This is a genomic window from Candidatus Bathyarchaeia archaeon (genome assembly GCA_035935655.1).
Classification (GTDB): domain Archaea; phylum Thermoproteota; class Bathyarchaeia; order 40CM-2-53-6; family 40CM-2-53-6; genus 40CM-2-53-6.
On the sequence record DASYWW010000013.1, the window covers coordinates 85,629 to 100,442 of the forward strand.

The window sequence follows — 14,814 nt, forward strand, 5'->3', positions numbered from 1 at the left end:
TCACTGACTGCTTATCTTCCGATAAGTTAAGATTTGAGAGTCCTAGCAGATTTCCCGCAAAGAATGGCAGACTTTCAGGACATACAGGGCATACAGGTCACTGAAATGAGCGCGCAGCTGAAGCCCCTCGCACCGTGGTGGCAGTGGATTATTGCGCTGATGCTTTTCAGTGCCGGTGTTGGTGGTTTTTCAGTAATTCCGGATTCGTCGTGGTCGGTCGCCTATTCCATCCTTGTACTTGCAGGAATAGCCGCAGTGTTGGCTTACATTCTGAGAAAAAAGACTATCCCGGTTACTTTGGCGCTTGGAGACAATTGCATTCTAATCAAAGATTCAACAAGGCCTGAGGCTGGAAAGTTGGTTCCTTCAAAGGTCGATCGGCAAGACGACCGAATAATCCGAGTTGAAAGATACGGTACGAGATGGGAAATCAAGCGCATTGAATTGCGTTTCCGCAGCCAGGAAGACACAACTAAGGCTATTGCGATGCTAGCCCGTTTTCTCCCTAATTCGTAGCAACAGCGGTAAACGGGCTATGCGCTCTGCTGACCGAATCAAAAGACGAGCGGGAAGAACCCCGACCAAAGGTAAATATTGACTCTTCCCGTATTGGAAGATGAGTCGTTAGCGGTTGGGGAGAAGAAGACGCAGAGTAGTTAGAATCGTCAAGAAGAAACTCCCCACGGTCTTCACCTGCCCTCGATGCGGTGAAGAAGCTGTCAGGGTAACAATCGACAAGCAAACTGGTCACGCTACTGTTCTCTGCGCCTTATGCCAGCTCAAAGACGACTTTCCAGCCCATCCAGCCGCCCAGACGATAGACGTCTATTCATACTTCACAGACCGTTTCTACGGGGTCAAGGATCCAAGAGCCATAATCCCTCGTGAAAGAGAGCATGTTACGGCACCAACTGACGAGCCTGAAGAACCGTCCCTTGAGACCTCAGGTAACTCCACCGCGATCGAAGTGGTCCCACAGACCCCTCTAGCAGAGCTTCCGACAAGCACGGTTCCCGAATCTTCTCCGACCGAACTCGAGGAAACAGGTTCATCGCCAGTCCTGTCCCACGAGGAGACTGGTCCCGAAGCGATCGAGTCATCGGCTGATGAGAACCCGGAACCCGCCGAAGCTGAAGAGAAGACCGAAGCGGAAGAAGAAAGTGAGCCGTTCGCGGACATTCTGCAAGAAAACAAGGACAAGAAGCGATATAGCCCCAATCCACTGCCACCCCAAGCCTCCGAAGAAGCTTAGCCTCTAAGCGGGTTTCCTATCCTCGTAGATAGGTGTCAGGAGATTGACAACTCTATCTACTGTAGCCCTCCGGTCCCTAAGGGATTGTACAAGATCTTTCTCGTAGATCTTGAAGATGTTGGTCATGGTCATCCTTGGATGAAGTGCGCTGAATGCGTCCTTCGACCCAGGCGCATGTATGATGAGACCTCTAGAAATCATTGTCTGAAGGAGGGACCTCGTGTCATCCTTCGATAGGGCAAGGGTTTCGGCGAGCTCATCTACCCCGAGGCTGCTTCTTTCAAGCATTCGAAGGTATGCCAGTGTTTCTATAGAAGGGAGATTGAAATGGCGTTCGAGAAGCTGAGCAATCTCGTTCTTGTCGATTTGCTGGCGCTTGAGAGAGCCCGGAACGGGCATAGAATATCCCTCAGGGTAGTACCCTATTTCACCTTGTGACTGGTGTCAAAAGCATTAATACCGGTGCCCAACGGGATATTCACTACTCAGAGTGGTATATGATGGTACTGTTAGAAATCGAACTACCGGCGGAACTACAGCCGCCACAGAAGCAAATAGGACAATTCATTCGCCGAACCCAGAGCATCTGCCCAGAATGCAACCGCATTCTCCCAAGCACCGTCTTCGAGCGGGAAGGCAAGGTCTTCATGACCAAGACCTGCCCAGAACACGGTGAGACAGAAGAGCTCTACTTCGGCTCATACGACATGTATCAGAAATTCGCGACCTACTGGTCTGACGGCAAGGGAACTCACGCACCGAACGTCCCGATCGAGAGTTGCGCATGCCCTGCAAACTGTGGCTTGTGCTCCAACCACCTCAGCCACACAGGCCTCGCGAACATCATCGTCACCAACCGCTGCGATTTGACATGCTGGTACTGCTTCTTCTACGTCAAGAAAGGACTCGAAGGAGCCTACGTCTACGAGCCCAGTATCGACCAGGTCAGGGAAATGGTCCGAGCCCTCAAAGCCGAGAGGCCAGTACCAGGAAACTCGCTCCAGATCACCGGTGGAGAGCCGACCCTACGACCGGAGCTTCCGGAGATCGTCAAGATCATCAAAGAGGAAGGAGTAGACCACATCCAGCTCAACACCAACGGCATCAACCTCGCACTCAACCCCAACCTAGCCCACATACTACGCGATAACGGTCTCAGTAACCTCTACATGAGCTTCGACGGAGTCAGCCCCAAGACCAACCCCAAGAACCACTGGGAAGCACCATACACAATAGAGAGCTGCCGAAAGGCCAACCTCGGCGTCGTACTCGTCCCGACAGTCATCAAGTCGATTAACGATCACGAGCTAGGCGGAATACTCCGATTCGCCCAAAGAAACATCGACATCGTCCGAGCGATCAGCTACCAGCCAGTCTCCCTCACAGGACGAATGAAGAAGCAAGAGAGAGAGAAATACCGAATCACAATACCAGACTGCATCGAGAGAATCGAGGAGCAGACCAACGGAGAAATTCCAAGAGACGCATGGTTCCCAGTCCCAAGTTGCTCACCAGTAACACACTTCGTAGAAGCCTTCACCAAGAGACCTCAATACGAGCTATCGATACACTTCGCGTGCGGCGCCGGAACATACGTGTTCGAGGACAAAGACACCAAGAAGATGGTCCCCATCACATCGTTCGTGGACCTCAAAGGACTGTTCGAGTACCTAGACGAGAAGACTGACGAGCTCAACTCAGGCACCAACAAGTATCTAGTAGCCGCGAAATTCATCACCAAACTCAACAGCTTCATCGAGAAAGACAAGCAACCAGCAGGACTTAACCTGAGCAAGTTGCTCGTTGGAGCCTTGCTCAAACACGACTACAGCTCAGTGGGACAGTTCCATGTCCGGAGCATGTTCCTGGGCATGATGCACTTCCAAGACAAGTACAACCAAGACGAGGAACGACTACAACGCTGCGACATACACTACCTTACACCGGACATGAGGATCATTCCGTTCTGCAGCTTCAACGTCATCCCCGAATGGTACCGTGACAGGATTCAGAAGAAGTACGGTGTCAGCGTAGAGGAGTGGGAGAAGAAGACTGGCGAGAAGCTCGAATCACGCCTCTACCGTGGACAGCTACGACGCGGAAAGCACGCCGACGGCTGCGGCTGCAGCGCAGTACACATCGAACCGATAACCGGCACCTAGACCGGAAAATATCTTCCCAGCATTTTTCGTCTGGAATCAGAGAGCGACGATAGTCTCTATTCGCGCTCTCTCCCCTTCTGTTTCCGCGAAGGACTGAGACACGTGAAATCTTATCCGTTAGGCGCCTGTTTCTCCAGGGCTAGTAGTGTCCGTTCGAGAAAGTCGCCGATCGCTGTGTAGGCCTTGACCCGGTTGGGGATCTTCGCGATTCCATGCCCCTCGTCCTCGAATCTCAAGAATTCCACATGCCTTCCAATCTTCTTCAATCTCTCGACAATCTGTTCAGCTTCTCCGATCGGGACCCTAGGATCGTTTGCTCCATGGATCACCATTAGAGGTGCTCGGATCTTCTCCACATGGTGAATAGGCGAGATTCGTTTGAACAGCTCCCTGTCCTTTTCGAGGCTGCCGTATTCTGCTTCTCTTAGATGCCGTCTCCATCGCGCCGTATTTTCAAGAAACGTCTCAAAATTCGCAATTCCAACAAGGTCTACCCCTCCGGCCCAGATGTCTGGGTACTCAGTCAATGCCGATAGAACCATGAACCCGCCATAGCTACCCCCCACTATTCCTACTCTGTCTTTCTTGGCGAGACCTTTCCCAACCGCCCACTTTGCTAGGTATTCTAAGTCCCGAACCGAGTCGAGACGCTTCCCAACATCATCGAGATGGACGCTCTTCTTTCCGTAGCCTGTGCTGCCTCGCACGTTCGGGGCTAGGACTAGGAAGCCACGGTTGACGAGGTATTGGATGATGATGTTGAACCTGGCGGTTTCTTGGCTCTCTGGACCTCCGTGGACAAAGACAACCGTTGGTAGGGGACCTCGACTATTCACTGGTCTGTAGGCCCATACGGGAATGAGCAGGTCGTCGAAGCTGGGAAATCTCAATCCTTCAGGCTCGACGAGGCTTGATTGGGGAATCGCCCCCCTTGGGACAAACGTTGCTTGTCGAAGCGAACGGTCTTCGAGGTCGTAGAGCCAAAGGTTCAGGTTGTGCTTTGGTCCCTGGAAGCTGAATACGAGATATTTGGAGTCAGGGCTCCAATCCATTAGATTGTGGCCCGCGACAACAGGTGACTCGTACGCGCCTAGAGGTAACCCATCTATAGTAGAATCATGGTTCTTTTCGAAGTTGTAAATGTGTAGTCTACTTGCCCCATTGACGTTTCGGAAGTAGGCTAGGAATTTGTTGTCAGGGGAGATTCTACCCCCTATTGCGTCCCAGTTCTCTTCGATGAGGAATTCGATGTGCCCCGTTCCAATATCGATTGTGGCGGGTTGAATGAATTCACGATCTTTGTTAGTCAGAACATACAACGTGCTCATGTCTTTGGTGTGGCCTGCGTAGTCATAGCTCGCTTCACCCGAGTGCTGGGTTACGTGGGCTGTTTCGTCAGTTTCAGGCCAGAGCAGGTAGAGATCATTATCTAGGTTAGTGTTTGCTCGTGTGAAGAGTATTCGATCCTTGTCCACCCAGTCCAAGGGATAGTTAGTTGTGTCGTTTTGGTAGACCAGATTCTTTTCTCCAGTTGCAATAGCGACCGTGTAGATGTCAAAGAATTTCTCATCTCTCTCGTTTGACGAATAGCATATTGATTCGCCATCGGGAGAGAAAGAGCCAAAGACTCGGATCCATTCATCTCCAATGGTCAATTTCCTGGTCGCGAGATTCTCCATATCTAGATTCCAGACCTGGTGTCTCTCACCGCCTCCCGGGTCCATCGAGAAGGCGAGGGTCTTGCCGGTCGGTGAGAAAGTAGCTGCGGAGACCCGCTCGTTGAAGAGTGTCAGTTGATCTATCTGGCCTGTCGAGAGATCGAGAGTCCAGGCCTGGGGAACGCCGGTAACATCGCTGATGAATGATGCTTTCTTGCCATCAGGCGCGAGGCTTGGTCCATAGGCGATTCGAACACTGGAGTATCGGTCGAACCCGTATCGTGGACGGTCTGATGACATAGTTAAGACCGGATTCTATCTGGCGTTCTTATAATGACTTGAGTTCTATCAACTAATGCCAAGGTTTTTCAGCGTGGAAAGAAGAAACCGAGCCAACAAGCCCAGTGAGAGAATTTGCAGAAGTCTATCGTAAAACAGGATGGAGGCAGCTGGGCGCGTATCGACAATGTCACAGTCAAGTGCTCTCCATCGAAGGCGAAGGTTGACGATAATCTTGCATTCACTGTAGGTTTCAGGCTTGACGGTGTTGTCCGCCGAAACTTTCATCAGAAGTTCTGGGAAGCCGCTTACGATCAGCATGACGGTGGGCTTCGCATGGCTTTCAAGGCTGAACTGCACAAGTCGGGAGTTCGATTGCTCGCTAAACCCTTGAAAGAGGAGAAATTCGTCCGAAGAGCAGTTTTCTTCTGGACGCGCAACCCTGAGCTTCCGCATCGTGTATGGATGACCGTGGCTACCGAATTCGAGACGATCCTCTATCCTAAAACTGAAGAGGAAGCCAGAGAGATGATGTTCAATGTCACACGGAGCTTCGAACTGCCCGCAAGCTCACTCGGAAAGGGCAATCACAATCTAGCCGCCAACGTCAGTGCCAAATGGGGCAAACACGTCTTCACCGAGCGAGGAGAGGCGTCAGGTAAGTCACCTTCTCTGAAGATTCAGGTTGAATGAGCTTCTCGAATTCCATGCGAAGTGACAGCGTTATCTTTATGTGGCTAAGGTCAGCCGGGACGCTGAATTAGGCGAATCTCAACTTGGCAAAATACGATGGGATCAGAGGACAGGAAATCTTGGAGATTGAAGAAGGGGAGAACGAAGTGACCATCATTCTCAGAGACAACCGTTACCTGTTCGTCAAAATCGTGGATGGAAAGCTCGCTACGACCTCGGTACCGGAATAGGCTACACTAAATCAGCTGTTGGCTATGGACAAATTACCCTAGACTTTGAGGACTATCTTTCCAAAGTGCTCGCTCTTTTCCATCTTCTCCTGAGCCTTCGCTGCCTCTGCAAGCGGGAAGATTGAATCGATAACAGGCTTGAGCCTTCCATCCTCGAACAATTCTAGGATTTTAAGGAGCTCTCCTCGACCCCCCATGTAAGAACCCATGAGAGAGAACTGTTTCACGAAGATGTACCGAATGTCGATCTCCGCCTTTCCGCCGCTAGTAACCCCACAGTTGACCAGTCGTCCAGCCGGCGCCATTGACCTCATACTTTTCTCCCACGTCGCTTGTCCGATGTGATCGAAGACGACATTCGCCTTCCGCCCATCGGTTACTCGCTTGATCTCACCGGGAATGTCTTGGGTGTTGTGGTTGAGAACAAAATTTGCTCCTAGTTTCTGCGCTTTCTCTTTTTTCGTATCATTCCCAACAGTAGCAATGACTTTCGCGCCGAGTAGCTTTGCAACCTGAACAGCAGCGCTCCCAACGCCGCTTCCCGCAGCCCAAACGAGAACCGTTTCTCCGGGAACAAGATGTGCCCGGGTCACAAGCATATGCCAGGCAGTCAAGAATACTAACGGGACGGAAGCAGCTTGTTCGAAGCTGAGTTTTTCTGGGATTGGTAGAACATTTGCCCCAGGAACTGCAACATACTCGGCATAGCCACCCTGGGTCTCGTATCCAATTATCTTGTAGGACTCGCAAAGGCTGTCCCAGCTGTTGCTGCAATAATCACAGATCCCACAGCTTAGTCCTGGCGCCATCAAAGCTTTCTCGCCTTTGGAATGTCCCGTGACCAGTTCTCCAACCTCAACAACCTCTCCTGAAATGTCAGAGCCTGAAATGTGAGGCAGGGGTATTCTCTCATTCCTCGTTCCCAGTCTCGCCCAGATGTCCAAATGATTGAGTGCACACGCTTTCACTCTAACCAGAACTTCTAAAGGGCCGATTTTCGGACTAGGGACCTCTTCAAGCCGAAGCTTCTCGGGTCCACCGAATTCGTGGAATCTAACAGCCTTCAAATCGGTTTCACGATATGATCAGAAAATCAACGGTTTTAAGTTCGCGTAATGGTTTTGCGGTTGGTCTACCCTTAACTACCCCGGTCAATCCTTAACCAAAATCTAGGTTGGCCATCCATGTCTACGGGCTCGCCAGAAGTTAGCGCGGAAAGAATAGCGAGCGAGCTCAAAGGCAATACGCTAAGGGTGTACTGGTTCGTGATGAACGCCTCGAATCAGACGGTCGGAGTTCGGGAGGCTCAAAGAGCCTTGAACTTCTCAAGCCCCACTCTAGCTTTGTATCATCTCGATAAGCTTCGGGATCTTGGTCTTGTCTCACGGGACCCAGGAGGGTACAAACTGATCAAAGAGGTGAAAGTGGACGTCCTCAAGCAGTTCATGAAGCTCCCAGGGCAGTTCTTTGTCCCCAGGTTCTCCCTTTACGCCGTTCTCTTTACGGTACTAACCGCCTACTATGCTCTAAACCTCGTGACCATCGATTTTTTCGCGTTCTTTGGCCTCCTGTTCGGGGCGCTCGGTTCAGCCATCTTCTGGTTCGAAGCCATCAAAACGTGGAGGCAACGACCGTAGACTTCGTCAAAATCTAGAACAGGTGTTCAAAATCGTTGAGTTAATTGTCAGATTCACACTAACGTGGGAGGAATAGACTGATGGATCTGGCAACCCGAAAGATGGTCTACTACGGCCTCTTGGGCCTGCTTATAGCCGGTTCAACCATAACCTTGTTCCACGAGGCTCCGAAGGTATTGCCTGTCCCCATCCCGATTCTAGTCAAGGACGGGACCCTCTCAGTATACTTCAAGAATGTTCCATCAGATATCTCAGGCAATCAAGGTATGTCCAACACCGGACCTTTGCCAGGTAACCTTCCCATCAGTGTTCATCTTCCCAAAGTATTCACGATTGTCAATCTTAATGTTACAATCGACTCCATTGTCTTTCATAAAAGTGGAGGCAACGATAGTGGATGGACGGACGTTCCGAGTGTTCCGGTCACGATCAACCTTCTACAGCCTACGAGCGTTTCAGTACTGATCGGCTCGGTGAAGATCCCATCAGAGAATGTTACAATGGTGGAGCTGCACGTGTCCAAAGCCATGGCGGCTGTAAGCGTCGCAGGCGCACTAACTCTGACTGTCGAGCAAGTTGTTGTGTCAAGCGAAAATCTGAAGATTCAGATAGATTCAGGAGTGAGCGTCGAGCCTCAGATGACGACAAGCATAGTGGCAGATCGACCTCACATCGTCATTCAGGGCAACGGCACTATCCGCCTAACCCCCGAGCTCAGTGTGGACAGCGTCGACGGACCGAAGTAGTTCAGCGGAGTTTTGGTAGCGGGGGGTGGATTTTCGGGTCCCACACGGGCCCTTCGAACCACCGCTTGAGGATCGAACTTGTATCGATCAATCTCAGGGTTATGAGCCCTGCGGGTTAAACCTGGGAAGGCTTCTCCTCAACGGAGAATCTACCCCACCCCGCTACAAGAGCGAAGCCGGCTCTGGCGAGTTTTAAAAGGTTTGACCGGAGGAAACTCTAGTCAATATCACTTGCTCCGACAACTCAGACTACTGTCGGAATCAAGACAAGCGATTCTAGAGTCCGGTCGATGAATGTGCTATTTGTTTCTGGTGACATAGACCGATTGATTTCATATCGGGAGGCAGGCTTTGTCAGGTGTCTATGCGCCCTAGGAGGTGGGAGATACTCTCCCAAACGAACATCTCGATCATCAAGTCTTTTGATTCTCTGCGTTTTTGGGAAACGCGCTTTGCATCTCTTGCATCTGAATGCTTGATCTTTTCCCATAGATTCACAGCGAGCTCCGCATCTTGAACAAAGAGGATTCTCCCATCGGACGGCGTCAACTAGTCTCGTCACTTTGAGTTTTTCAACGTTCATGGTGATTTCTCCGAGTGGCCGACGACGGATTCCGCCTGAAACAGTAACAAAGTCTCCAGGGATCAGTTGAAGGGCCCCATCGCGAACATCTCCGGCCGGGCTGTAGGCGGCGCAATCAATCTTGCCTGTTTCGTCACATAGTCCGAAGATCACGTGGCCGCCGCGAATCCTTTCTGGGGCATTGCTGACCTCACCGGTAATAGTGGTGGATTGATAGGGTCGAAGTGTCTCAATTGTTCTGTGATTGTTCAGATGCGCGTCGGTTCCCTGGTTTGTCTTGAAGATCATCGCACTGGCGATTGGTTCTTCAACCTCGATTTGTTTGAACGCTTGAACGAGAGTAACTGGGTCTTCGCCTCGGATTCCAAACAGGACTGGGTCGGGGCCGTGGGGGCAAATGAGTATTCTACCTGTTTCAGGGTCAATGTTATTGAAAGTTGATCCTTGATACTTTTCATTCATTTGTCGAACCGAATTCTGGTTCACTCTTCGCTCCGTCCCAACGTATTCAGGGGTTCTGTAGGCGATAATCTCGAAAGTATGGTCCTGGCTGAGGTCGGCTCCAACACCCGCAAACGCTCCAATCAGTCCTCGGGACCCTTTGAGCAAGAATACTTCTGCGTCTACGACGCCTGCAATGTGTCTCGCTTCCCGAACTGAGAGAACATCGTGTAACGCTCTGGTGGAAAAATCTCTCAGCACTGAAGGCACAGGGCGCTTGAGGAAGACCACGGCTGGGTCTGTTGATCGACGAGCAAGGTCTGAGGTTTTTTGGACAGCCGCAATAGCGATTTTTTTCGCGTCTGCTACCTCATCTTCTTTGAGATTGAAGTGAAGTGAAAGAGCTCCGTTTCCTCGGGTCTTCCAGGGAATGTTAGGGTTCAGTCGTACTAGCCAGGGATAGTCGAGGGGCTTGAATCCTTTGGAGACTAATTCGCGAAAAATGAGTGCAACGGTGTATGTGGTGCATCCTCCGAGTCTAGAGTCAGTGTCGTCAATTCCGATGTGAAACTCAGTTCGCACTAGGGGTATTTCCTCAAGAAGGCACGAAGGAATAGAGGTTTTGAGAGGACTAGTTCTCGATAACGATCATTGTCAGCGTGGACTTTACCTTGTTGAGATGGCGAACCTTCCAGGTGATTATCTCTTTCAGCTTGTCCATACTATCCGCGGCGACCTTTGCAACAATGTCGTACACTCCGTAGACCATGTAAGCCTCTTTGACTTGAGGAACAGACTTGAGTTCCTTGACGACTTGGTCTTCGGAACCAATCTCAGCGTTTATCAGAACGAAAGCCATCGGCATTTTTGAAACAGCCGAGCCTCTGGTCCGAGTTGTTCAGTTTTAAGCTTTCGGCCGAACAGCCTACGAATCTATCGACGTCCATGTTGATTCATTGTTAGGTCTCTCTCCAACCTAACTAGGTGCTATCCTAAGTTGGTGCCTTGTGCTTGCAATCAAGTCGGTAAAGCAGAACTATGCTCCATCGACGGAGGTTCTCGAACTTCTCGAGATATTCAGAAGAATGGTAAACCAATGTCTAGTAATTGGGCTTTCGCAGAACGTCTCGTCCCTCAAGAGCCTATGCCTCCTCTCATACAAAGAGCTGAAGGGATATGCGTTGCCGTCGTGCTACAAGCTCTGCGCCATATCCCGAGCCGCAGGCATACTGGCCTCAAGAAAGAAGTCTCTAAGGAGAGGTTTCCCGACAAAGAGTCCGCACGCAGTCAAGCCCCTTCTGATCTCATGTTACAACTTCAAGGTAGAGAATGGTTATTTGCGAATACCTATGGGCCGAAAGATCTACGAAAGAATTCCTCTAACGAACCACACCGCCTCGGTGCTTTCCGACAAAACCTTGCGCGTGCGCTCCTTCACGCTTACCGCACATACGATGAGCCTCTGTGTCTCAAAGGAGATCGATGTGCTTATGTGCGTAGGTACGGTTGGTGTCGACCGCAATCTGCGCAACCTGACTTGCGGGGATGAGGAGACGGTTCTCCATTATGACCTATCCAGGGCTGTTGACATAACCGACACAACATCAAGAATACTATCTTCCTTCAAGAGGAACGATTGTAGGGTCGGCCAGAAGCTCGCGTCAAAATATGGTAGACGCCGGAGGAACCGGACCATTAATCTCCTGCACAATGCCACGAAGTCGATTGTTGAAAGGGCTTTCGAGAATCGAAAGGCGGTTGTCCTCGAAAACATCCGTGGGATCCGGAGACTCTACCAAAAGGGCAACTGGCAGGGGAGGAGCTTCAGGGGGAGAATGAACGGCTGGTCGTTTGGGGAGGCTCAACGTCAGATCGAGTATAAGGCCGCTTGGACAGGCCTACCTGTGGTACGTTTGTCGAGACGTGAAACGTTTGGCACCAGTAGCATGTGTCCGAAATGCGGGGAGAGACTCCAACCGGACGGCAGACAAGGAAGATGTCTTTGGTGCGATAAGTGTGAGATGTGGGCCGACCGCGATGTTGTTGCTGTGGTAAACATTTCACGGCGTGGACGGTTGAGGTTCGACCGTTCAAAAGGCGGGGCAGCTGAAGCGTTGAGAGGGAACCCGACGCCTACGGTAATCCCTGGAGTCGATGCCTCGAAGCTAACTTATCCTGCGATAAGCTAGCGGAACCATGCTGACTAGTACCGACCATCACTAGTGTTGGTTTCAGAACTGATATGCCCGGTCCCAATGTACAGCGGGAAAACTGAAACTCGATGAGTACCACGACGCCGCCAAGTATCGATCTGGCAGCTCTCCTTGTAAGTTTAGGAGTGCTGATAGTGGCGTCGCTAAGCGATCTGAAGACGCGAGAAGTCTCCAACAGATTCTGGATTGTCTATGCGCCTGTGGCAGCTGCGCTATTCCTGGCGCGGATCGCCTTTGCCCCGGATACCGTTGCCATTCTGCTCGTTTCGGCCGGGGCAACCATCGTAGTCGCCTTTCTGCTCTTTCAGTTCGGAGCGATGGGTGGAGCTGACAGTAAAGCGTTGATGTGCATTGCTTTGGCTCTGCCTGTCGCACCAGCGTTTCTATTGCCGCTCTGGCAGGCTCCCTTGATCTTCTATCCGTTCCCGATCGCGATCCTAGTCAACTCATTCCTGCTATCTGTCAGTATGATGTTCATTCTGTTGGGAAAGAACCTCTTGTCCAGATCCTCCGCTGGAAAGGGTCTATTCCAAGGGTTTGAGAAAGAATCTGTTCTCAGAAAGGCTCTGGTTCTTCTCACGTCGTACAAGACGAGTTTCAATGCTCTTCAATCAAGCACGTACTTGTATCCAGCCGAACAAGTTGCCGTAGTGGATTCGCGGCCAGTGCGACACTTGCATCTCGTGTCCTCTGTAGAAGAGGAACGGGAGAAATTAGTTGCAGGGCTTGAGGGATACAAGAATCAGGGTTTGTTCTCAGACGGAGTTTGGGTGACTCCCGGCCTACCACATCTGGTATTCATGACAGCGAGTCTGGTCTTTACCGTTGTAATTGGTGATTTGTTGATGTGGCTCTTTTTCAGAGCCGTGGGGGTTTCATGATGACATCGTCTATTTTAAATCCCGTCGTAAACGACAACAACAGAAGTCTAGGAGTGAAAGTGTTGGCCGCAGACGAATTCAGCGTGCAGTCGCTGATGAAACTTGGACTGACAGAGTACGAGGCCCGTATCTACGTCGTATTGACGAAGATGGGGCCTAGAAACGCTAGCGAGATCAGTTTCCTCGGCAAGGTTCCAAGGCCTAAGACATATGGCGCCATCCGTGGACTAGAAAGCAAGGGACTACTGCGGATTGTACCCGGCAAACCGGAAAGATACATGGCCGTCTCACCGAACGACGTACTGATACCCCTGGTTGAGAAACTGAACAAGGAAACGACAGAATGCGTCCAGGTCGTTGAAAACCTGGCAATGGCCTTCGAGTCCTCAAGATACGTCTACACCGAAAAACCCTACGAGAGATACGACCTCTGGAGCGTCAGAGGAAGAGACAAAGTCTACAAGCGCATTCAAGACATGATCGGCGAGGCAAAGGTCAACGTCTTCTTCACAACCACGGCGAACGGTCTAGTACGAATCTACAAAGCCCACTCAGAGGTCCTGGAGAAAGCTGCAGAACGAGGAGCCAAAGTCCGAGTTGCCGCGCCGATAAATCAGACCAATCAGAGTGTAGCGAGAGAACTGGGAGAAGTGATCGAAGTAAGAAACTCCGCGGGACCAATGGTAAAGTTCCTCACCGCCGATTCCGCAGAGATAATCTTCACTGAAGACATACCCGACGATACAAACGTGGCGACAGGACAGGACGTAGCGACTTGGACAAATGATCCATTGCTGGTAAAAGCGCACGAGAAAATGTTCGAGCAGCTTTGGCCACCGCAGCCGCAACAGAAGGAAGTATTGAAGGCCAAAGCACGCTAGTCAAAAGCCATCATCACAACAAACCTTTCACATCAGAATAGATTTTCCCCGTAACATCCGGGGATATCCGGTTATTTCCCCGGATTCATACACGCGAGTGTCCATGTAACTATACGACAATTTTCGGGGTTACATGATGCCTATGTTCGATGTGGCCTTGGGTGTAGTCAGTGGCTTGTGGGCGATATCCACACCACGACCCCAGAGCTAGAGAGCAAATGAGTCGATTGAACAGATCGAAGGATACCTTACGCGACCGGATACTGCACGTTCTCTCTGGCGCTCCTATACCGATGGACGTCGAAAACGTCCGGATCAAGTCAGGGCTGAAAAACTGGGAAAGCACCAAGGCACTGCTCCTCGAGCTTGTGGTGGAGGGCGTCATCAGCGGTCAGAAGACGACAAAGTCCTGGGTGTTCTGGGTAGACCACACAGACACCAGGCTCAGCATAGCAGGGAGAGACCACGCATGAACAACGCCCCTAGAAACCTCCACCAGGCAACCACGGTACCAACGAGCAATTCTATCGCGCCTTCTGGTTTAGCCCCGGCTTCGGTTCAATCTGGGAAAAGGGTTGGGACGAGCCCACAGGGAAACTACAAGGAGTGAAAAAATTGAGAAAAATAATCGGGAACAAGAAAGGCATCGACACCATACTCGCAGCACTACTCATGGTCGTCATCGTCGTCGTAGCTTCAGTCATGGTCTACGCATGGTCAACAGGACTACTCGGAACGCTACTCGTGACACCAAACACGGGCAAGGAATCAATGATCTCAGAGTTCGCAGGATTCAACTCTGGCACCAACGTTACAATGAACCTAAGGAACACTGGGAGCGTCGCAATCACTCTAAACAGCTACTACGTCAAAGATTCCACAGGTAACCAATGGGCTCGGCTCAATTGGCAGACAGACGCTTGCTGCCCAGGAGTGGGATCTAATCATCCAGGCGCAATCAACCCTAACGCACTCGGCATAGTATTCATCACAATCGGCACCGGCGCTTCGGGCTCAGGAGGTCAATGTGGCAACAGTTGCTCCCTCTCGGGCAGCGGCTTCACCACAATGAACTCTGGATTCTCGTACACCGTCGTTGTCGTAACTTCACGCAACAATCAGTTCAGCTTCACTGTGACCCGCTAAAACAGGTGACCA

General features: G+C 51.1%; 17 protein-coding genes and 1 tRNA gene. 12 read left to right on the forward strand and 6 right to left on the reverse strand.

Going from position 1 to position 14,814, the window contains the following annotated elements; all coding sequences use genetic code 11:
* Nucleotides 1–33 precede the first annotated feature (33 nt).
* Together VGS11_02855 and VGS11_02860 are read left to right on the forward strand one after the other, a co-directional pair.
* Entirely contained in the window at nucleotides 34–516 is a 483-nt protein-coding gene (locus tag VGS11_02855; GenBank protein HEV2119037.1) for a hypothetical protein, read from the forward strand.
* A gap of 115 nt (nucleotides 517–631) precedes the next feature.
* Nucleotides 632–1,252: a transcription elongation factor 1 family protein gene (locus VGS11_02860; protein ID HEV2119038.1), complete on the forward strand. Its 621-nt coding sequence runs from the start codon at nucleotides 632–634 to the stop codon at nucleotides 1,250–1,252.
* A gap of 3 nt (nucleotides 1,253–1,255) precedes the next feature.
* Here VGS11_02860 and VGS11_02865 read toward each other — a convergent pair whose 3' ends face one another.
* On the reverse strand, nucleotides 1,256–1,651 hold the full coding sequence (locus tag VGS11_02865) for a helix-turn-helix domain-containing protein (protein HEV2119039.1): 396 nt from the start codon (nucleotides 1,649–1,651) through the stop codon (nucleotides 1,256–1,258).
* Nucleotides 1,652–1,749: 98 nt separating this feature from the next.
* Here VGS11_02865 and VGS11_02870 point away from each other — a divergent pair, with 98 nt between their 5' ends.
* On the forward strand, nucleotides 1,750–3,414 hold the full coding sequence (locus VGS11_02870; GenBank protein ID HEV2119040.1) for a radical SAM protein: 1,665 nt from the start codon (nucleotides 1,750–1,752) through the stop codon (nucleotides 3,412–3,414).
* 110 nt (nucleotides 3,415–3,524) lie between these two features.
* Here VGS11_02870 and VGS11_02875 read toward each other — a convergent pair whose 3' ends face one another.
* Nucleotides 3,525–5,372: a S9 family peptidase gene (locus tag VGS11_02875; GenBank protein HEV2119041.1), complete on the reverse strand. Its 1,848-nt coding sequence runs from the start codon at nucleotides 5,370–5,372 to the stop codon at nucleotides 3,525–3,527.
* A 114-nt stretch (nucleotides 5,373–5,486) separates the two neighbouring features.
* Here VGS11_02875 and VGS11_02880 point away from each other — a divergent pair, with 114 nt between their 5' ends.
* Together VGS11_02880 and VGS11_02885 are read left to right on the forward strand one after the other, a co-directional pair.
* On the forward strand, nucleotides 5,487–6,044 hold the full coding sequence (locus tag VGS11_02880) for a hypothetical protein (GenBank protein ID HEV2119042.1): 558 nt from the start codon (nucleotides 5,487–5,489) through the stop codon (nucleotides 6,042–6,044).
* A gap of 83 nt (nucleotides 6,045–6,127) precedes the next feature.
* Entirely contained in the window at nucleotides 6,128–6,274 is a 147-nt protein-coding gene (locus VGS11_02885; protein ID HEV2119043.1) for a hypothetical protein, read from the forward strand.
* Between the two features lie 38 nt (nucleotides 6,275–6,312).
* Here VGS11_02885 and VGS11_02890 read toward each other — a convergent pair whose 3' ends face one another.
* Entirely contained in the window at nucleotides 6,313–7,341 is a 1,029-nt protein-coding gene (locus tag VGS11_02890; protein HEV2119044.1) for a zinc-binding dehydrogenase, read from the reverse strand.
* Nucleotides 7,342–7,458: 117 nt separating this feature from the next.
* On the opposite strand from VGS11_02890, the gene VGS11_02895 reads away from it, so the two are divergent.
* A complete protein-coding gene (locus tag VGS11_02895) occupies nucleotides 7,459–7,911 on the forward strand; it encodes a hypothetical protein (protein HEV2119045.1) in 453 nt (150 codons plus the stop codon).
* Nucleotides 7,912–7,991: 80 nt separating this feature from the next.
* Nucleotides 7,992–8,657, forward strand: coding sequence for a DUF4382 domain-containing protein (locus tag VGS11_02900; protein HEV2119046.1), 666 nt, complete (start codon nucleotides 7,992–7,994; stop codon nucleotides 8,655–8,657).
* Between the two features lie 13 nt (nucleotides 8,658–8,670).
* Here the strand turns inward: VGS11_02900 and VGS11_02905 are convergent.
* The 3 genes from VGS11_02905 to VGS11_02915 form a co-directional block, all read right to left on the reverse strand.
* Nucleotides 8,671–8,821: transfer RNA gene (locus VGS11_02905), tRNA-Met, on the reverse strand.
* A gap of 80 nt (nucleotides 8,822–8,901) precedes the next feature.
* Nucleotides 8,902–10,263 carry a tRNA(Ile)(2)-agmatinylcytidine synthase gene (locus VGS11_02910; GenBank protein ID HEV2119047.1) on the reverse strand — a complete coding sequence of 454 codons (1,362 nt, stop codon included), beginning with the start codon at nucleotides 10,261–10,263 and terminating at the stop codon, nucleotides 8,902–8,904.
* A gap of 49 nt (nucleotides 10,264–10,312) precedes the next feature.
* Nucleotides 10,313–10,546: an Lrp/AsnC ligand binding domain-containing protein gene (locus VGS11_02915; GenBank protein ID HEV2119048.1), complete on the reverse strand. Its 234-nt coding sequence runs from the start codon at nucleotides 10,544–10,546 to the stop codon at nucleotides 10,313–10,315.
* Between the two features lie 142 nt (nucleotides 10,547–10,688).
* On the opposite strand from VGS11_02915, the gene VGS11_02920 reads away from it, so the two are divergent.
* From VGS11_02920 to VGS11_02940, 5 genes are all read left to right on the forward strand, one after another.
* On the forward strand, nucleotides 10,689–11,870 hold the full coding sequence (locus tag VGS11_02920; protein HEV2119049.1) for a transposase: 1,182 nt from the start codon (nucleotides 10,689–10,691) through the stop codon (nucleotides 11,868–11,870).
* 92 nt (nucleotides 11,871–11,962) lie between these two features.
* Nucleotides 11,963–12,775 carry an A24 family peptidase C-terminal domain-containing protein gene (locus tag VGS11_02925; GenBank protein HEV2119050.1) on the forward strand — a complete coding sequence of 271 codons (813 nt, stop codon included), beginning with the start codon at nucleotides 11,963–11,965 and terminating at the stop codon, nucleotides 12,773–12,775.
* A gap of 62 nt (nucleotides 12,776–12,837) precedes the next feature.
* Nucleotides 12,838–13,656 carry a helix-turn-helix domain-containing protein gene (locus VGS11_02930; GenBank protein ID HEV2119051.1) on the forward strand — a complete coding sequence of 273 codons (819 nt, stop codon included), beginning with the start codon at nucleotides 12,838–12,840 and terminating at the stop codon, nucleotides 13,654–13,656.
* Nucleotides 13,657–13,874: 218 nt separating this feature from the next.
* Nucleotides 13,875–14,129: a hypothetical protein gene (locus tag VGS11_02935; protein ID HEV2119052.1), complete on the forward strand. Its 255-nt coding sequence runs from the start codon at nucleotides 13,875–13,877 to the stop codon at nucleotides 14,127–14,129.
* A gap of 142 nt (nucleotides 14,130–14,271) precedes the next feature.
* Nucleotides 14,272–14,802: a hypothetical protein gene (locus tag VGS11_02940; GenBank protein ID HEV2119053.1), complete on the forward strand. Its 531-nt coding sequence runs from the start codon at nucleotides 14,272–14,274 to the stop codon at nucleotides 14,800–14,802.
* The last annotated feature ends 12 nt before the right edge of the window (nucleotides 14,803–14,814 follow it).